We start from the raw sequence: 18,508 nt of genomic DNA, 5'->3' as shown, positions 1-18,508 counted from the left end.
ATGAAGGATGGCGCATGTGTTCCCCCGATCAAGCAGTTCGACGCTGTTCGAGCATCAAACGCACCGCGAGCGCGGCCAGCACAAACCCCATAAAGTAGCGTTGCACCGCCAGCCACAATGGGTTGTGGACGAACCACGCCGCAATCCCGGAGGCGAATAGCGCGATCAGCAGATTGACCGAAAAGCTCACGCTGATCTGGGTCACACCGAGGACGATACTCTGGGTGAACACCGAACCGTGCTCAGGGTTGATGAACTGCGGAAACACCGACAGGTAGAACACCGCGATTTTCGGGTTCAAGGCACTGGTGAGAAAACCCATCAGGATCAGTTTCTTCGACGAGTCCGGCGGCAATTGCTGGGCCTCGAACGGCGAGCGGGCCCCAGGTTTTAGCGCCTGCCAGGCCAGCCACAGCAAGTACAGCGCGCCGGCCCATTTCAGCACTTCATAAGCTATCGGCACAGCGAGGAATACCGCCGTCAAACCCGCGGCGGCGGCGAACAGATGCACGAAGAAACCCGCCACCACCCCCAGCAATGAGGTGACTCCGGCCTTGCGGCCCTGGCAGATCGAACGGGAAATCAGGTAGATCATGTTCGGCCCGGGTGTGAGCACCATGAGCAGCGCTGCGGCGGCGAACACGAATAAGTCTTGAGTGGGAATCATGGGGCAGTCCTTTGTCCTCTGAAGATCAGGTCGATTGTGATGTTCGATAAAACGGCAAAATCAGGTCCCGTGTCAATGGCGCCAACACCAGGCCGCCATCGGTGGCCGGATCAATCCAGACCACTTCTTCGATCTCCGCGGCCGGAGCTACATGAGAGGCGATATTCAGCTGGAACAACTCGGCCTCCACTATAAAACCCGGCTCGTTGGCGGCCGAGGCCGAGAACTTTCCAAGGTAGGTTGCTTGAGTGGGGTCAATACGCAAACCGAGCTCTTCTTCCAGCTCACGAGCCAGGGCATTCACCGGCTGCTCCTGGCGTTCAATCTTGCCGCCTGGCTGCATGAAAGCCTGAGTGCCCCTCTTGCGGACCAGCAAAGTCCGACCGTCCGGGCCGATCAACAGCCCGGCGGCGATGCGGATGATGGAGGGAATGGGTGCGGACGATGAAAGAGTCATGGATGAAAAGTGGCCTTGAGCACAAAGGCGCAAGGATCACATGGGCTTGGTATCGGTGCAATTGAGCCCGATGCAAATCCCCTGTGAGCGTCAAACACTCTCACGCCAAAGCAGCCTCCACTTCCTGGAAACGTCCGATATTCCCTGAGATTGAACTACAGGCTAGACGATTTCCCCTCTTTCAACGGCGATTTGACGTCATTCGTCCGGCGAGTTCAAAAGAGTCGAACTATGATCTAGGAGCTCGGATCCAATCTTTATACCCGCAGAACCAGACGATCAGGAAGGGATGCCATATGGACTCAACGCGCATGACGGGTGTTTTCCTTGGTGTGCACCAATGAATCCGTCCCACGAGCGGGCAAACCGACGCATCCTGATCGTCGATGACTCCGCCTCGATTCATCAGGACTTTGCCAAAATCCTCAGCCCACAAGCCCTCAATGAGGATGCACTGAGTAGCACCGAAGAGGCCCTGTTCGGCTCCCCGGTGGCTGCATCCCTGCTGAGCTTTGTACTCGACTCGGCCTTTCAGGGCCTCGAAGCCCTGAGCAAGGTGGAATCGGCGCTGGCCAAAGATCTGCCGTATGCCATGGCTTTTATTGATATGCGCATGCCGCCCGGCTGGGATGGCCTGGAAACCATCGAGCGGCTCTGGCAGGTCGACCCCAAGCTGCAAGTCGCGCTCTGTACCGCGTATTCCGACTACTCCTGGGAAGACATCGCCGAGCGTCTCAATCTGGGTGACCGGCTGCTGATCCTGAAAAAACCCTTCGATGCCATCGAAATTCGCCAGATGGCCAGTGCGCTGACGGTCAAATGGCAAATGACCGAAGACGCAGAGCTGAAAATGAGTCTGCTGGAACAGGCGGTCGAGGAGCGCACCCGGGAGCTGTCCGACGCCAATATCATTGTGCAAAACAGCCCGACCATTCTTTATCGCCTGCGCGGTGAGCCTTCGTTCCCGCTGATGTACATTTCCCACAACATCACCAAATTCGGTCACATAGCGGCCAAACTGGTGGCTTCGGCTAACTGGGCCAAGGAACTGATTCACGCCGATGATCAGGAGAAAGTCGACGACGCCATGGCCCGGGTCCTGGACCGACACGCTGCGGGTGCCTCCATCGAGTTCCGCCTGCGCACCGGCGACGGTACCTGGCGCTGGGTCGAAAACCGCTACATCCCGGTACGTGATAGCGAAGGCCGGTTGCTGGAAGTCGAAGGGGTCATCATCGACATCACTGAGCGCAAGGCGGCCGAGGAGAAGATTTTCCTGCTCGCACGCACAGACGGGCTGACCGGCCTGGTCAACCGTGCCACCCTGATTGAACGCCTGCACCAGGCGTTTGCCGCAGCTCGACGCGGCGCCGCAGCCTTTGCAATGCTCTATCTGGACCTGGATCACTTCAAACGGATCAACGACATCCACGGCCACCCCGTAGGTGATTTGTTGCTGCAAGAAGTCTCCCGGCGTATCAAAGCCTGCGTGCGTGAGAACGATGTGGTGGCGCGACTGGGCGGCGACGAGTTTGTGATATTGCAGCTGGACATGGGCGACCCGACCCACTGCGCAGCCCTGGCCGCGAAGGTCCGTGATGCATTGGTCCTGCCCTACTCGCTTGGTGGCAACGACGTACGGGTGTCGGTCAGCATCGGTATTAGCATCTACACGCTAGACACCCTCACCGCCGACAGCCTGCTGATTCAGGCCGATATGGCGCTGTACCGCTCCAAGGAAAAGGGTCGCAACCAATATTACTTCCACTCTGAAGAGATCAATCAGGAGGTGGTCGACCGTGTGACCCTGACCAACGATTTGAAACAGGCCATCGAACAGGGCGAGCTCGAACTGCACTATTTGCCTGAGGTCGATCTGGGTTCGGGAAAAATTCTCGGCATGGAAGCCCAGGTACGCTGGAACCACCCCGAGCGCGGGCTGCTGGAGGCCGATGTGTTCGTCCCTGCCGCAGAAAAAACCGGGGCCATCATCCCGCTCGGGCATTGGGTGCTGGATCAGGCCTGCCAGCAAATGTGCCAATGGCGCGACCAGGGCGTGGCACCACCGCTGATTGCGATCAAGCTCTCCCTGGCCCAGCTCAAGAGCGGCCCGGACTTGATCTATGACGTCCTGCGAACCACCACCCGCTGGGACCTGTGCCCGTGGGATCTGCGCTTCGACGTCACCGAAGCGACCCTGGCCCAGACCAAATGGACCCACAACGATGTACTGCCGCGCTTGCGCGAACTCGGGGTAAAGATCGCCATCGACGATTTCGGCACCGAATACTCGTCGTTCGATTACCTCAAGACCTACCAGGTCAACCATCTGAAAATCGCTCAGGCCTTTATCGACACTGCCTCCCGGGACCCGGCCAGCGCCACAACGCTGCGCGCCATCATCAATTTCGCCCGCGATGTCGGAATCGGCATCATTGCTGAAGGCGTGGAAACCCAGGAGCAGCGGACCTCACTGATGTCCACTGGCTCGCCAATGAATGCCCAGGGTTTCTACTTCAGCAAAGCAGTCAGCAGCCAACAGGCAGCTGAGCTGCTGATGGCCGGCAGCATCGTACCGGCGCCCCTTGCCGATGCCGCGAACCCTGCGGTCCAGATGTTGCCGCGTCCACCGGAGGCCCCACAATGAAACCCTCTTTGGCGGTTACCAACCGACGCATCCTGATCATTGACGACACGCCTTCGATCCATCAGGACTTTCGCAAAATCCTGGGCCCCGAACCTGCGAGTGAGTCGCCTCTGGCCAGTTCCGAAGAGGCGCTATTTGGCATCTCGCAGCCTGTACGACCGTCCTTCGACCTCGATTCGGCCTATCAGGGCCAGGAAGCTGTGATGCTGGTCGAGCGCGCCCAGGCCGAAGGCCGGCCCTACGCTATGGCGTTCACCGATATGCGCATGCCGCCGGGCTGGAACGGGCTGGAAACCATCGAGCGTCTATGGGAAGTCGACCCTCATCTGCAAATCGCGCTGTGCACGGCGCATTCCGACTATTCCTGGGAAGCAATGGCCGAGCGCCTGGAGTTTGGCGACCAGCTGCTGGTGCTGAAAAAGCCCTTCGACAGCCTGGAAATTCGCCAGATGGCCAGTGCGCTGACCTGGAAATGGCAGATGGCTCAGGATGCGGCGCTAAAAATGCTCAGCCTGGAGCGAACCATCGAGGAGCGCGTCCATGAGCTGCTCAAAGTCTCTCATCTGCTGCAGTACGACGTGCTCACCGAACTGCCCAACAGCACCCTGCTCGGTGACCGACTGACTCAGTCCCTGGCGCTCTCCAGACGCCATAACAAACAACTCGCGGTAATGTTTCTGGGTCTGGATCGTTTCAAGCGGATCAACAATGCACTGGGGCATCCGACAGGCGATGAAATGCTCAAACGGGTTGGCCAGAGCCTGGTGGCGACCGTGCGTGCGTCCGATTCGGTGTTTCGCTACGGTTCCGACGAGTTCGTGGTGATCCTCGCCGACGTTCATCACCCCCAGCAGACCAAGGGCATTGCCGAAAAACTCTTGAGCGCCGTGAGTGCCCCCCAGCACATTGCCGGTCATGACCTTAGCGTGACCGCCAGTCTGGGCATCAGTATTTATCCCGACGATGGCTTCGATGCCCTGGCGCTGATCAAGAAAGCCGAAACCGCCATGCGCAACGTCAAAGACAGCGCACCGAACGATTTCGGCTTTTTCATCGACGACATGAATCAACGCGCCCGCGAACAACAAAGTATCGAGTCCGGCATCCGCCTCGCCCTTGAGCGCAACGAATTTGTCCTGCACTACCAGCCCAAACTCGACCTCAAGTCCGGCAAGGTAGTCGGTGCCGAGGCGCTGGTTCGCTGGTTAAAACCAGGACACGGCTGGGTCTACCCGTCGGACTTCATTTCCGTTGCCGAAGACAGTGGCCTGATTGTCCCGCTGAGCAAATGGGTATTGGCCGAGGCCTGCCGTCAAGCCTGCGCCTGGCAGGCGGCCGGGCTGCCACCGGTCAGCATGTCGGTGAATGTTTCCGCCATCGATTTTCGTCAACGCGGCTTTGTCGAGGGCATTGTGCAGATACTGGAAGAAACCGGTCTCGATCCGGCGTTACTCGAACTTGAGATTACCGAAAGCGTGCTGATGCAAAACGTCGACGCCACCGTGGCGACCCTGCTAGCTATCAAGGCGCTGGGGGTCCGGCTGGCCATCGATGATTTCGGCACCGGTTACTCCAGTCTGAGTTACCTGCGTCGGTTTCCCATCGATGTGTTGAAAATCGACCAGTCCTTCATTCGCGGACTGAGCAACGACAACAATGATGCAGCATTGGTCAGCGCCATCATCAGCCTAGGTAAAAGCCTCAACCTGAACATCATCGCCGAAGGTGTGGAAACCCTTGAGCAACTGGACTTCCTCAAGGCCAATCACTGTGAGGAAGGTCAGGGCTATTTCTTCAGCAAACCAGTAGAAGCCCAGGCCTTTGCCCGACTGCTGACATCAGGAGACCTGCAAGCGCCGCCGGACGAATAGTCAACACCTCGCCTCCTTCAGGTTTAACGACACCCAGGCACCCGGCCAAGGAATCATCAGATGTCGCCATACCGCCCTAACCTGATCGGTGTCCTGTTACTTGGAGTGTGCCTGACAGCAAACGCCGCACCACTCGACGAACCGCTCAAACCGCTGCCGCCGGTCCCGCACCAGGATCCCCAGCGTATCGAGCTGGGTCGACAGTTGTTCAACGAAACACGTTTATCGGTCAATAACAGCCTGTCCTGTGCCAGTTGTCATCATCTGGAAAAAGGTGGCGCCGATAACAAGCCGTTTTCCCTCGGCTTCGACGGCAAGCCGCTGGCAATCAATACCCCCAGTGTATTGAACGCCAGCCTGAACTTCAGACAGTTCTGGAACGGCCGGGCCGATACTCTGGAAGCGCAGGCCCACGCAGTCGTGCAAAGCCCCAACGAAATGGCCAGCAGTTGGGAGTATGTGGTTCAGACACTTTCCGCCGACCCGACCTACCACTCGGCCTTCGCCACGGCTTACCCGGACGGCGTAACGGCCACCAATGTGCAGAACGCTCTGGCAACCTACGAACGCACGCTGCTGAGCAGCAACTCGCGCTTCGACCAATACCTGCTGGGCAATACCGACATCCTGACGCTGGATGAAAAGTACGGTTACCAGCGTTTCAAGGATTACGGCTGCATCGCCTGCCATCAAGGGGTGAACATCGGCGGCAACATGTTCCAGAAGTTAGGTGTAATGGGCGACTACTTCCAGGCCCGGGGCAACCCGACCGAGTCCGACCTGGGACGTTATCTGGAGACCAAGGACGAGGAGGACCGCAATGTGTTCAAGGTTCCCAGCCTGCGCAATGTCGCAGTGACCGCCCCGTATTTTCACGACGCTTCGGCCAGAACCCTCGAAGACGCGGTCGATGTGATGTTCAAATTTCAGCTAGGGCGTGTCCCTTCTGACCAGGACAAGACCTTGATCATCAAATTCCTCAAAACCCTGACTGGAGAATGGGGAGGCAAACCCTTATGAAAATGTCTCGCCGTTTCAGCCGGGTACTGCTCACCGGCGCGACCCTGCTGCTCGCCTCGATTCTGCTGTTCCTGTACCTCAAGTCCAGCACCAATCAAAACGCAGCCTTTATCGAATCACGGGATCTGATCGCACAGATAAAACAGCTGAATGCGCAGTGGGAAACCGAGGTACTCAAGGCCCGCGTCGCCATCAACCACAACTACGATTCACTGGTTTCGCCGCTGACCGAAATGACCAGCCTATGGGGCAGGTTCGAGACAATAGTGCCCAACCATGGCCGCAACAACTCGGAGCAATGGCAGGCCAGCCATGACGCCTACCTCAATGCGCTCAAGGAAAAGACCCGTCTGGTGGAGCAGTTCAAATCCCACAACGCGGTATTGCGTAACTCCGAGGCGTTTCTGTCGACCGCCGAGGACGATATTCAGGGCCAGCTCGCTCACCTCTCGGACGATGACAAACTGTTGCTGCAAAACATCGCCACCGATACGTATGACCTGTTGCTCAGCGGCCTGGCGTTCGCTCAGGCCTCCTCCAATGACAAGGCTGCCGACATCCTGGTCGGCCTGAACAAACTGGCGGTAAACAAGGAACGCTTACCGGTCGAACTTCATGCCCCGATAGAAATTCTCAGCAACCACATCGCGCTGATCCTGCGCGAACAGCCGGTGGTCAATGCCTTGCTGGTGAAAATCGCTGCAATCCCGGTGGCTGAGCGCCTGGACGACATCACCAAGCTGCTCAATTCAGACCAGCAACAGGACGACATCATCGACCAGAGATACGACTTCTATACGTTGGTGTTTTCGACCCTGCTGGTGATCTTGTTGCTGTATCTGGCGATTCGGCTACAGCGCAGTTTTGCGGTGATCAACCGTGTCAACAAAGACCTGCAGGTGTCCAACGAAGGGCTTGAACAACGGGTCGAAGAACGTACCCGTGAACTCAAGGACACACAGAGCGAACTGCTGGATACCGCGCGCCAGGCCGGGATGGCCGAGATCGCGACCAACGTGCTGCATAACGTCGGCAATGTGCTCAACAGCGTGAATATCTCCGCCGACCTGGTCACCCGCAAACTACGCACCAGCAAGGCGCTCGGGTTGGGCAAGGCCATGCAATTGATCAACGAACATTCGCACGACCTTGGCGAATTCATCACCCGGGATGAAAAAGGCAAGCTGTTGCCGGGGTACTTGAACCAGTTGGTCGACGCCATAGCCGTCGAGCAACAAAGCATCACCGAGGAATTGGCCCTGTTGAGCAAAAGCGTCGACCACATCAAGGACATCGTCGCCACCCAACAGTCCTACGCCGGCGCTTCCAGCCTGTTGGAACCGCTGCACGTCAGCGACCTGTTCGAAGACGCCCTGCGCATGAACTTCGGCGCCCTGACCCGGCACCATGTAAAGGTGGTCAAGGACTACAGCGATGTGCCGCGGGTGATGGGTGATAAACACCGGCTGCTGTTGATTCTGATCAACCTGATCAGCAATGCGAAATACGCGATGTCCGACCTCAGTGATCGCCCTCGGCAAATGACCCTGGGAGTGAAGGTCGTCGACAATGCGACCCTGCAGGTGAGCGTCAAGGACGAAGGTGAAGGGATCGCGCCCGAGAACATGACGCGGATCTTTGCCCACGGTTTCACCACCCGCAAGGAAGGCCACGGCTTTGGCCTGCACAGCTGCGCCCTGGCCGCCATTGAGATGAACGGCCATCTCACCGCCCACAGCGACGGGCCGGGCAAGGGCGCACTGTTCACCTTGCAGATCCCCTTGATAAACGCAGAGGTCAAGCATGAACAACCTGTCGAACCGGCGAGCAACGAGGCCAAGCGCACTCTCCCGGGTGGATTCCAACCAGGAGTGGCAGCGGGCCAATCTGCAACAGGGCCTCGAATCAACCCTGAACATCGTCGCCAATGAGCTCACGTACAAGGCCAACGTCATCAAGGACGATTACCATCCGCAATGGTATTGAAGGGGACAACGTTTCGGGTTGAACTACTGGTTCGGCAATCGAAAGCGAACGCCTGAATGGACCACTCCCCCTGAAGGCGGTTGAACGTTCATCCCTGATCCCGGCTGGCCCTGCGCGCCTTGAAAAACTCGCTCAACACCGTACCGCATTCTTCGGCCAGGACCCCGCCTTCGAACAACACCCGGTGGTTGAGAAAGCCCTGGTTGAAGAACTGCCCCTGGCTTTGCACGATCCCGGCCTTGGGCTCCAGCGCCCCGTACACCACACGCGCAATCCGCGAATGCACGATCAATCCGGCGCACATGCTGCACGGTTCCAAGGTGACATACAGCGTACTGCCGGGCAGTCGATAGTTGCTGGCCGCTTGCGCCGCAGCACGGATCGCCATCATCTCGGCATGAGCGCTGGGGTCGCTGCCGCTGATCGGGCAGTTGAAGCCGCGGCCGATGATTTCACCGTCCTGCACCAGCACCGCGCCCACCGGCACTTCGCCTAACGCGGCGCCTTGGGCCGCAAGGGCCAGGGCTTCGCGCATGAAATCCTGGTCGCGGCTGCGGTCGATGATGTGCGGTTGACGCATTTGGCGCATCAGGAGACCTCGATAGCGGCCATCAGGCCGGTTTCCATATGGTCGATCACATGGCAGTGGAACATCCACACCCCCGGATTATCCGCCACCAGCGCGACGCGAGCCCGCTCGTTTTTACCCAGCAGATAGGTGTCGGTGAAGTACGGAGTGATCTTCTTGCGGTTCGAGGAGATGACCTTGAAGCTCATGCCATGCAAGTGAACCGGGTGCTGATACTGAGTCATGTTCTTCAATTCGAAAATGTAGCTTTTGCCCTTCTTGAGCGTGGCGATCGGGCGGTCGGCGCAGGTCTTGTCGGTGATGTCCCAGGCCTTGCCATTAATCTGCCACAGGCTCGGCGGCCTATTGTCCACGTTCACCGAGACCGAGCCAACCCACTCGAAGTTGAAGTTGAGTTTCTCGGCGTTGGCAATGTCCGGTTCGGAGATCGGGTTGGCCGGCAGCGCGGGTGGCCACTCGGTCGGTGCATCGTTGTTGGCCACAGAACGGAACGTGCCGATACGTACCGGACCGTTGCGCAGGGAAAGCTCTTCGCCGGCCGGCGGCGCTTTGATCGCCAGGCAGATGCGCATGCCAGGTCCCAGCCAGTATTCCTTGCCCAGCGGCCGCGGCTCGATGGGATTACCATCCAGCGCGTATATCTGCGCTTCAACGTCAGGAATGTTGATGCGATAAGTCAGCGTGTTATCGAGGTTGAGCAACCGCACCCGGGTGATCTGCCCGGCCGGGAGGTCGACCACCGCTTGCGATACGCCATTGATGGTCGACAGTCGCCCGGCCGTACCGCCGCGGGCCGCTTCACGAGGAATACTGAAGGGCACGAAGGCGCCTTCTTCATCGACGTGCCAACTCTTCAGGCTCAAGGTGCGCTCATACTTGAAACCGGTGGGCTCGCGCTCTTCGATGATCAGCGGCCCGACCAGCCCGCGGCCCAGCTCTTCGCTGCTATTCACGTGAGGGTGATACCAGTAGCTGCCAGCGTCCGGCACGCGGAATTTGTAGTCGAAATACTCACCGGGCAAGACCGGCAGTTGCGAAACGTAGGGTACGCCGTCCATCTCCAGTGGCAGGCGAATGCCGTGCCAGTGAATGGTGGTAGCGACCGGCAAGTGGTTGATGAAGCGCACCCGCAGCCACTCGCCCTGACGCACCCGCAACTCGGTGCCCGGCGCCGAGAGGCCAAAGGCCCAGGCCTCGGTTTTGTGTCCGGCGACCAGTTCAACGTCCAGAGGGGCGGCAATCAGCTCGTAATCGTGGCCAGCATCAGCGTCGGCCATCTTCCCCAGCCAATAGCGCGATGCGCCACCCGCCCCGACGCCAACCACTACAAGACCGGCCAAACCACCGAGTATTTGTCGACGGGAAAAGGACATGGACTCAACTACCTCACGTATCAGCCGCGAGCCTACACCCGCAAAAGGCGAATACGATACACCTGCAATTGAGAAACAGTAAGGGTGGAGAGATTTGTGTCGCCTGAAAGGACGCCTTCGCGGGCAAGCCACGCTCCCACAGTAGATCGCAGCCTTAAAGAGGAATGCGGTCAAATGTGGGAGCGTGGCTTGCCCGCGATCGGCCGCGCAGCGGTCGCAAAACGGTGAATGCGGTCTGTCTGACAAACCGCGATGGTAGATTTCAGGGCTGCTTCGCAGCCCAGCGGGAGCAAGCTCCCTCGCCACAGGATCCGCTTACGCCTCCAACCCCATTACCAGATGAACGACCCCACCCGCCAACGTCATCACTCCCGGCACACCGGCCGCACGCAACGCCACCGGGTCCAACTGCGCCTCATCGTGCAGTTCCACCCGCACCCGCGTCAGGGCGATTCGCTGTTGGGATTTGAGGTTATTCAACCCACCCAGCGCGGCCAGAACTTCAGGTTCCAACGTTGAAGAACCTTGCGGCTGAACAACCGCTTTGGGCTGATCCACCACCAGATCCGGCGTCAGGGCTTTCCAGAACGCCCGCTGCAATTTCTCGAACATATTCAGCTCTCCAAAACCAATGAGGTAACGACCGCCGTCTGTTGATGCCGCTGCAAGGCTTCACGTACCTGCTCGGCACTTTCCAGGCCCAAAACGTGTTGCGCGATGACCTGGCAATCTTTCAGGTCCACTTCGCGAATCGTCGCTTTGATCGCCGGGATCAATGGCACGCTGACCGACAGTTCATCCACCCCCAGCCCCAGCAACAGCGGCACCGCCAGGGTCTCGGAAGCCAGTGCGCCGCACACGCCGACCCACTTGCCATGGGCATGAGCGGCTTTCACGGTGCTGGCGATCAGGCGCAGCACAGCCGGGTGGAGACTGTCGGCCTGACTGGCCAAACGTGGGTGATCACGGTCCATGGCCAGGGTGTACTGGGTCAGGTCGTTGGTGCCGATGGAGAAAAAGTCCACCTCGGGAGCGAACAAATCGGCCATCAACGCCGCCGCTGGAACCTCGATCATGATGCCGAGTTTCGGCAGCTCCTTGAGCCCCAGCGTCAGCGCTTCCTCTTCGAGCATTTGCCGCGCCTCGCGCAACTCGGACAGCTGGGTGACCATCGGCAGCATGATGTGCAAACGGGCCAGCCCGGCGCAGGTCAGAATCGCTCTGAACTGCTCACGCAACAGCTCAGGACGTTCCAGGCACAGGCGAATCCCGCGCATGCCCAGGAATGGGTTCGCTTCGCTGTCCATCGGCACGTAGGCCAGTGGCTTGTCGCCACCGACATCCAGCGTGCGCACCACAAGATTGCGTTCCGGCCCCAGCGCTCGGGCGATGGCGCTGTAGGTGACCGCTTGTTCGTCATGGCTCGGCGCAGTGTTGCGCTCCAGATAAAGAAACTCCGAACGCAACAGACCGACGCCCTCGCCGCCCAATGCCATCGCCTGCTTGGCCTCAGGCAGCGAGGCGACGTTGGCCGTCACCTCGAAGTGATGGCCGTCACGGGTACAGGCCGCCAGCGAGGCATGCTCGAGTTCGCGCTGATGCCGTAGTCGTTGCTGCTGACGTTTGGCCTGTAGCTGTTCGATAGCCGCCAGATCAGGGTCCAGTTGCAACTCGCCCTTGTCGGCATCCAGCAAAACCTGAGTCCCGCTGACCAGCGACAGCACTTGAGTAGGCAGCCCGCAGATGGCCGGCAAGCCAAAAGCCCGGGCGAGAATCGCCACATGGCTGGTGGCGCCGCCGCCCACGGTGGCAAAGCCCAGCACCTTACTGGTGTCCAGCCCGGCGGTTTGCGATGGCGTCAGTTGTTCGGCAATCAGGATCGCTTGTTCCGGCAAGACCCAGGCACTGTCCTGTACGCCGAGGATCAACTTGAGCACCCGCTGGCCGACGTCTGCCAGGTCAGCCGCACGCTCGGCCAGCAAAGCGCTGCCGAGGTTTTTGAACAAATCCGAAGTCGCCTCGGTCGAACTGCGCCAGGCGAACGCGGCGCTTTTGCCTTCAGCGATCAGGACCTGAGCCTGTTCCAGCAAGCTCGGGTCTTCCAGCAACTCCTGATGCGCCTTGAAGATCTCCGCCTGGGCAGTGCCCGTCGCGTTGTCGCGCAGGATCTGCAGTGCTAACGCAGCCTGAACCAACGCCTGTTCCAGGCGCCTGCGTTCAAGGGCCTGATCGGAGGCGAACTCAACCACTTCAAGGGTCTGCTCCGCCACCTGCACGACCCGCCCGAACGCCGAACCCGGCGATGCACAGACACCACGCAACAGCTTTGCCGAAGATGCTTCGACCCGCACAACCGGTTCACTCACCACCATCACCGCAGCGACTGCTTCACCACAGCCCGCGGCCAGCAATTCAGTCAGGGTCTTGATCGCCAGTTCAGCGTCCTCGCCCACTGCACTGACCTGCAAGGCATCCCCCTGCGCGGTTTGCAACGCCATGATCGCCACCAGGGATTTGGCGTTGGCGCTGGCCTGTTGTTTATGCAGACAAATGCTCGCCGTAAACCCCTTCGCCGCCTGAGCAAATACCGCCGCAGGACGTGCATGCAATCCGTTCGGATTGGGCAAGGCCACCGGTTTCGAGAACAGCGCTTCTCCTTCTTCCACCGCAGCACTTGAAACCTGATCGCCCAGACTCAAACGCAACAACGGCTGGCCGCTCTCCACCAGACCGCTGTCGGACGTCAGCAGGGTGAAGGGCTCAGCACTGACCACCAGCATCAGAGTCAGCAGGCTGCGGGCATTCAAGGCGATGTAGTCGGCGTTGAATTCGATCAGCGCCTGGCCGGCCTCGACCCGCTGCCCCTCTTCCACCAGCCGTTTGAAACCCTGGCCGTCGAGGTTCACCGTGTCCAGACCGATGTGCATCAACACCTGCACACCGCTGTCGTCGGTGATGCTGATCGCATGACCACTGCGCTGCACATTGCTGATCACCCCGGCCAGCGGCGCGCAGAGGGTCTGCGACGTCGGATCGATGCACAGACCATCACCGATCAGACGACTGGAAAATACCGGGTCCGGCACTTGATCGAGTGGCATCAGCACCCCGGACAGGGGCGCTAGCAGTTGCAAATGTTGGGTTGTGGCCATGACTTCACCTGCTGTTTTGTTCTTTGAAGTGCCGATGGAGCGCGAGCCCCGACAGCATCGCTTATTTCCACCAATACTCGACCTGCAATCCGACGTTCGAACCATGCAGCGCCGTACCAAAAGCCCCGGTGTCGGACAACGCCGAACCTGCCGCCAATTCATTCGCCGCACGTTTGGCCGCCTCGTTCCAGCTGGCATACGTGTAGTACAGACGTACTTCCGGGCGCGCCCAGAAATCCGGCCCCTTTGGCGACCAGGTCGGGGCGAAGGTGAACTTGCTCAGCTTACGCGTACCGCCGGGGGCCTCGACCTGGTCGTGCCCCAGTTCGGTGACCAGCTTGAACTGTTCAGTGATGGCATAGGCCGGACGAATGCCGAGGGAAATCCAGTTCTGATCGTTGCCGTCCGGGCGAATGTCTTTCTGATAGACCGCCTCGACCTGACCACCGAAGCGCGGCGTCACTTGCCAGTCGAAGAACTCCACCAGCCGGTAGCTTTTGTTGCTGTCGTCCAGGCCAACATCGCCGGTGTAACCCAAACCGGTGCCCGGCCCCTCGCCGTATTGCAGTGCCAATTTGTTCTTGCCGCCCAAAAAGTCTTTCTGCACATGTTGGGCGGTGATTGCCCAGCCTGCGTGCGCGTCACGGCGGTCGGGTTTGTCGATGTAGCTCAGGCCAAACTCCAGCTCACCGCCAGGGTTGGTATCAAAGCCTGAGACGTTGAAATCCTGCCGGGTGACGTAGTCCTTCTGGTACAGGTTGTCCTTGCGCGAAAACGCGTAGCTGTATTTCAGGTCGCCGATCTTCACGTCCTCGATACCGCCGCCGGTGGCGCTCTGGTTCCAGTAGTAAAAGTCGGAAATATGGATGTCGTTACGCTTGTAGTAACGCCGCCCGGCCCACAGCGAACCGCCGTTGAGGCTCGGCAGGTTCGACCACTGCGCGTACAGCTGCGGCATGCGCACCGAGCCGTTGTCGCCCTGAAAGGTCAGGTTGCGGTCGTATTGGTTATACAACGATGCCATACCATCAACGCTGAGCACCGAACCGTCATCAAGGGTGAACAGATCCTGGCGCAGTTCCAGCTCCGCGTATTGCTCGCATTCGTTACCCAAGCGGTATTTAGACTGCGCGCCTTGCAATTGAAAACACGACTGCGAACTGCTGTTGACCGAAGTTCCCACGCCGCTGCGCAAATAACCGGCGAACTCCAGTGCCTGGGCCGAGAGCGGTAATGCCAGGCACACACTCGATGCAGCAAGGCTGCGACTTATTGTTGTTTTCAAGAGCCACCTCATTATTTTTATTGTGTAAAACCGGCAAAAGCGGCGCGCAAAGCTCCCCCGCGCAGCGCTCTGCGAGTTGTTTTAAACAGTGCTTTTTAGTGGTCGGTCAGATGCAGAACAAACGACTCGTAAGGCCGCAGGAATACCTGCCGATGGCGGGTTGAACAGTCCCCATAGTTGCTGATCACCAAGCGTTGCCCCATCGCGTCGTTGATCACCCCTTCTGGCAATTCAACTTCACAGGCCGTGGCGTAGAAGTTGTTCACCACCAGCAAACGCTCACCTTTACCTTCGCGCAGGTAAGCCCAGACTTGCGTGTGTTCGGGCAAGAGCTGGCGATAGACACCGTCCTGGATCAGCGGCTCGCTGCGACGCAGGGTGATCAGTTCACGGTAGTGATGCAGCACCGAGGCCGGGTCGTTGAACTGCTGCTCAACATTGATCTGCGCCGCGTTTTCCGGCACGCCGATCCAGGGTTCGGCACCGCTGAAACCGGCATTCGGCTGAGCATTCCAATGCATCGGCGTGCGGCTGTTATCCCGGGACTTCTGCATGATCGCCGCCATGCTTTCAGCCTCGGACTCACCGGCCTCACGCTTGAGGCGATAGATGTTCAGCGTCTCGACATCGCGGTACTGGTCGATGTGATCGAAGCCCGGATTGGTCATGCCCAGCTCTTCACCCTGGTAAACAAAAGGCGTGCCCTGAAGGAAATGCAGCGCGGTGCCGAGCATCTTCGCCGAGACCACCCGGTGTTCGCCGTCATCCCCGAAACGCGAGACCACCCGCGGCTGATCGTGGTTACACCAGAACAGCGCATTCCAGCCACCGCCAGCCTGCATGCCGGTCTGCCAATCGGAGAGGATGCGCTTGAGGTCAAGGAAATCGAAATCGGCGCGAATCCACTTCTGCAGGTTCGGATAATCAACTTTCAGGTGATGAAAGTTGAACGTCATCGACAGTTCTTTCGACTCAGGGCGCGAGTAACGAATGCAGTGCTCGAGACTCGTGGAGGACATCTCGCCGACATTGATCAAGTCGTGACCTTCGAAAACTTCGCGGTGCATTTCCTGCAAATAGTCGTGAACGTTCGGGCCGTCGGTGTAGAAACGTCGGCCGTCGCTGTTGTCCTCGGGAAAGTCCGCCGGCTTCGAGATCAGGTTGATCACGTCCAGACGGAACCCGCCGACGCCCTTGTCGCGCCAGAAACGCATCATCTTGAAGACTTCGGCGCGTACCAGCGGATTGTCCCAGTTCAGGTCGGCCTGGGTGTGGTCGAACAGGTGCAGGTAGTACTGACCGGTTTGCGCCTCGTATTCCCAGGCCGAACCGCCGAACTTGGATTCCCAGTTGTTCGGCTGATCGCGCCAGATGTAGAAGTCGCGGTACGGGTTATCGAGACTGCTGCGAGCCTGCTGGAACCACTGGTGTTCGATGGAAGTGTGGTTGACCACGATATCGAGCATCAACTTGATACCGCGTTTGCCCGCCTCGGCTATCAATAGCTCACAGTCGGCCATGGTCCCGTAGCTTGGGTCGATGGCGTAGTAGTCGCTGATGTCGTAACCGTTGTCGCGCTGTGGTGAACGCAGGAACGGCGTGATCCACAGGCAGTCGACGCCCAACCAATGCAGGTAGTCGAGCTTGGCCACGACACCGAGCAAGTCACCCGTGGGGTTGCCTGCGTGGCTGTGAAAACTCTTGGGGTAGATCTGGTAGATCACCGAACGCTGCCAGTCTTGCATGGCGTATTCCTTTAATAAGTTTTGTATCGGGCTTAAGGGCCCCTTCGCGAGCAGGCTCGCTCCCACAGTTGATCGCATTCCAATGTGGGAGCGAGCCTGCTCGCGATAGCGATCTATCAGGCGACTCGGTATCCAGGCCGAACAATCTTCATGCTCAACCCACAGGTCAGCACGAACGGCACCACCATCGCGATCACCATGCCGATCACAAACATCGGGATGTACTGGGGAATGATCGAGATGAAACCCGGCAGCCCGCCCACACCGATCGCCGAAGCCTGGACCTTGTTCAGGGAAAGAAAGATGCAGCCCAGCGCCGAGCCGATCAGGGCGGCGTAGAACGGAAATTTGTAGCGCAGGTTGACGCCGAACATCGCAGGCTCGGTGATACCGAAGTAGGCGGAAATCGCCGAGGTCGAGGCCATGCTGCGGTCCCGGGCATTGCGACTCATGGTGAACACCGCCAGCGCCGCGCTGCCTTGAGCGAGGTTGGACATGACGATCATCGGCCAGATGAACGTGCCGCCCTGAGTGGAGATCAGTTGTAGGTCGACGGCGAGGAACATGTGGTGCATGCCGGTGATCACCAGCGGCGCGTAGAGCAGACCGAAAATCGCCCCGCCGACCATCGGCGCCAGGTCGAACAAGGTCACCACGCCTTCGGTAATCAAAATGCCCAGGTGACGGGTCACCGGACCGATCACCGCCAGCGCCAACACCCCAGTCACAACGATGGTGGTAATCGGCACCACCAGCAATTGAATGGCGTTTGGTACCCGCGCCCGCAGCCATTTTTCAATGACGCTCATGACGTAGGCTGCCAGCAGGATCGGCAGGATCTGTCCCTGGTAGCCGACCTTCTCGATCTTGAACCAGCCGAAAATATCGAAGTACGGCAGGCTCTGGCCGTCCAGCCCGGCTACCGCTTTGCCGTAGTTCCAGGCGTTGAGCAGGTCCGGGTGAACCAGCATCAAACCGAGGACAATGCCAAGGATTTCACTGCCGCCAAAGCGCTTGGCCGCCGACCAGCCGACCAGCGCCGGGAGGAACACGAACGAGGTGTTGGCCATCAGATTGATCAGGCTCCAGACACCGTCCAGCGTCGGGTACGCCTCAAGCAGGGTCTTGCCCGCGATGAACATGCCTTTGGCGCCGATCAGGTTATTCACGCCCATCAGCAGGCCGGCAATGATCAGCGCCGGCAGAATCGGCATGAACACATCGGAAAACACCCGCACCAGCTGCTGCATGGCATTGGTCTTGTCGGCGCCTTTCTTTTTCACGTCGGCAATGGTCGCAGCGGCCAGGCCAGTCTGTTGGCGCAAAGCGGCATAGACCTTCTCCACTTCGCCGGGGCCGATGACGATCTGAAACAGCCCGCCGGTAAAGAACGAGCCTTTGACCAGATCGATCTGATTCAGCACTGCACTATTGACCACGCTTGGGTCTTTGAGCGCCAGCCGCAGCCGGGTGACGCAGTGGGCCGCTTGCTCGAGGTTGTCTGCACCACCGAGGCTTTGAAGAATCTCGCTGGCGATTTTCGGATAATCGTGGCTCATGCTTTTTCTTCCACTGGGATTCTTGTTATTGGAGGGCGTTATTGGCAGCACGCCGAAGTGAAAAGTACTCGTCTGTACGAGTTAAAGCAACAACTCGTACAGACGAGTTGCAAATTGTTTATCCTGAACCCGACCAGCGGTGAGTTTTCCTACGCGA

Annotated in this window: 13 protein-coding genes; 4 read left to right on the top strand and 9 right to left on the bottom strand. The window is 59.0% G+C overall.

Annotated elements, in window-relative coordinates:
- Window positions 1-28 precede the first annotated feature (28 nt).
- Window positions 29-667, bottom strand: a complete 639-nt coding sequence (locus tag ACN1C3_RS25130; RefSeq protein WP_419118443.1) for a LysE family translocator — start codon at window positions 665-667, stop codon at window positions 29-31.
- 25 nt (window positions 668-692) lie between these two features.
- The gene (locus ACN1C3_RS25125) at window positions 693-1,124 is read right to left on the bottom strand and encodes an NUDIX hydrolase (protein ID WP_419118442.1); all 432 of its coding nucleotides are present in this window, start codon (window positions 1,122-1,124) and stop codon (window positions 693-695) included.
- A gap of 340 nt (window positions 1,125-1,464) precedes the next feature.
- On the opposite strand from ACN1C3_RS25125, the gene ACN1C3_RS25120 reads away from it, so the two are divergent.
- Genes ACN1C3_RS25120 through ACN1C3_RS25105 form a run of 4 tightly spaced genes read left to right on the top strand, consistent with a single transcriptional unit; the run spans window position 1,465 to window position 8,593 of the window.
- Entirely contained in the window at window positions 1,465-3,771 is a 2,307-nt protein-coding gene (locus ACN1C3_RS25120; protein ID WP_419118441.1) for an EAL domain-containing protein, read from the top strand.
- On the top strand, window positions 3,768-5,642 hold the full coding sequence (locus tag ACN1C3_RS25115) for a putative bifunctional diguanylate cyclase/phosphodiesterase (protein ID WP_419118440.1): 1,875 nt from the start codon (window positions 3,768-3,770) through the stop codon (window positions 5,640-5,642). Before ACN1C3_RS25120 ends, ACN1C3_RS25115 begins: the two co-directional genes overlap by 4 nt.
- A gap of 60 nt (window positions 5,643-5,702) precedes the next feature.
- Window positions 5,703-6,662, top strand: coding sequence for a cytochrome-c peroxidase (locus tag ACN1C3_RS25110; RefSeq protein WP_419118439.1), 960 nt, complete (start codon window positions 5,703-5,705; stop codon window positions 6,660-6,662).
- Window positions 6,659-8,593 (top strand): DAHL domain-containing protein, encoded by a 1,935-nt coding sequence (locus tag ACN1C3_RS25105; protein ID WP_419118438.1) that lies wholly within the window; start codon window positions 6,659-6,661, stop codon window positions 8,591-8,593. Before ACN1C3_RS25110 ends, ACN1C3_RS25105 begins: the two co-directional genes overlap by 4 nt.
- A 143-nt stretch (window positions 8,594-8,736) precedes the next feature.
- Here the strand turns inward: ACN1C3_RS25105 and tadA are convergent, their stop codons facing one another.
- From tadA to treP, 7 genes are all read right to left on the bottom strand, one after another.
- Window positions 8,737-9,237 (bottom strand): tRNA adenosine(34) deaminase TadA, encoded by a 501-nt coding sequence (gene tadA / locus ACN1C3_RS25100; RefSeq protein WP_419118437.1) that lies wholly within the window; start codon window positions 9,235-9,237, stop codon window positions 8,737-8,739.
- Entirely contained in the window at window positions 9,237-10,610 is a 1,374-nt protein-coding gene (locus tag ACN1C3_RS25095; protein WP_419118436.1) for a multicopper oxidase family protein, read from the bottom strand. The genes tadA and ACN1C3_RS25095 overlap by 1 nt, the downstream gene beginning before the upstream one ends.
- Window positions 10,611-10,925: 315 nt before the next feature.
- Entirely contained in the window at window positions 10,926-11,222 is a 297-nt protein-coding gene (locus ACN1C3_RS25090; protein WP_419118435.1) for a PTS glucose transporter subunit IIB, read from the bottom strand.
- Window positions 11,223-11,224: 2 nt separating this feature from the next.
- On the bottom strand, window positions 11,225-13,762 hold the full coding sequence (ptsP, locus tag ACN1C3_RS25085) for a phosphoenolpyruvate--protein phosphotransferase (RefSeq protein WP_419118434.1): 2,538 nt from the start codon (window positions 13,760-13,762) through the stop codon (window positions 11,225-11,227).
- Between the two features lie 61 nt (window positions 13,763-13,823).
- Window positions 13,824-15,047: a maltoporin gene (locus ACN1C3_RS25080; RefSeq protein ID WP_419118433.1), complete on the bottom strand. Its 1,224-nt coding sequence runs from the start codon at window positions 15,045-15,047 to the stop codon at window positions 13,824-13,826.
- Between the two features lie 95 nt (window positions 15,048-15,142).
- Window positions 15,143-16,792, bottom strand: a complete 1,650-nt coding sequence (gene treC, locus ACN1C3_RS25075) for an alpha,alpha-phosphotrehalase (protein WP_419118432.1) — start codon at window positions 16,790-16,792, stop codon at window positions 15,143-15,145.
- A gap of 116 nt (window positions 16,793-16,908) precedes the next feature.
- Window positions 16,909-18,351 carry a PTS system trehalose-specific EIIBC component gene (gene treP / locus ACN1C3_RS25070; RefSeq protein ID WP_419118431.1) on the bottom strand — a complete coding sequence of 481 codons (1,443 nt, stop codon included), beginning with the start codon at window positions 18,349-18,351 and terminating at the stop codon, window positions 16,909-16,911.
- Window positions 18,352-18,508: the final 157 nt, after the last annotated feature.

The sequence above is a fragment of the Pseudomonas sp. H11T01 genome (assembly GCF_048515765.1).
In the GTDB taxonomy this organism is placed as follows: Bacteria; Pseudomonadota; Gammaproteobacteria; order Pseudomonadales; family Pseudomonadaceae; genus Aquipseudomonas.
This window is presented reverse-complemented; position numbering and strand designations above follow the sequence as displayed.

Excerpts from the sequence above, each read along its gene's own strand:
- ACN1C3_RS25130 (WP_419118443.1), bottom strand. The coding sequence starts at position 667 with ATGATTCCCACTCAAGACTTATTCGTGTTCGCCGCCGCAGCGCTGCTC.
- ACN1C3_RS25090 (WP_419118435.1), bottom strand. The coding sequence starts at position 11,222 with ATGTTCGAGAAATTGCAGCGGGCGTTCTGGAAAGCCCTGACGCCGGAT.
- ACN1C3_RS25125 (WP_419118442.1), bottom strand. The coding sequence starts at position 1,124 with ATGACTCTTTCATCGTCCGCACCCATTCCCTCCATCATCCGCATCGCC.
- treP (WP_419118431.1), bottom strand. The coding sequence starts at position 18,351 with ATGAGCCACGATTATCCGAAAATCGCCAGCGAGATTCTTCAAAGCCTC.
- ACN1C3_RS25095 (WP_419118436.1), bottom strand. The coding sequence starts at position 10,610 with ATGTCCTTTTCCCGTCGACAAATACTCGGTGGTTTGGCCGGTCTTGTA.
- ACN1C3_RS25105 (WP_419118438.1), top strand. The coding sequence starts at position 6,659 with ATGAAAATGTCTCGCCGTTTCAGCCGGGTACTGCTCACCGGCGCGACC.
- treC (WP_419118432.1), bottom strand. The coding sequence starts at position 16,792 with ATGCAAGACTGGCAGCGTTCGGTGATCTACCAGATCTACCCCAAGAGT.
- tadA (WP_419118437.1), bottom strand. The coding sequence starts at position 9,237 with ATGCGCCAAATGCGTCAACCGCACATCATCGACCGCAGCCGCGACCAG.
- ACN1C3_RS25115 (WP_419118440.1), top strand. The coding sequence starts at position 3,768 with ATGAAACCCTCTTTGGCGGTTACCAACCGACGCATCCTGATCATTGAC.
- ACN1C3_RS25110 (WP_419118439.1), top strand. The coding sequence starts at position 5,703 with ATGTCGCCATACCGCCCTAACCTGATCGGTGTCCTGTTACTTGGAGTG.
- ptsP (WP_419118434.1), bottom strand. The coding sequence starts at position 13,762 with ATGGCCACAACCCAACATTTGCAACTGCTAGCGCCCCTGTCCGGGGTG.
- ACN1C3_RS25120 (WP_419118441.1), top strand. The coding sequence starts at position 1,465 with ATGAATCCGTCCCACGAGCGGGCAAACCGACGCATCCTGATCGTCGAT.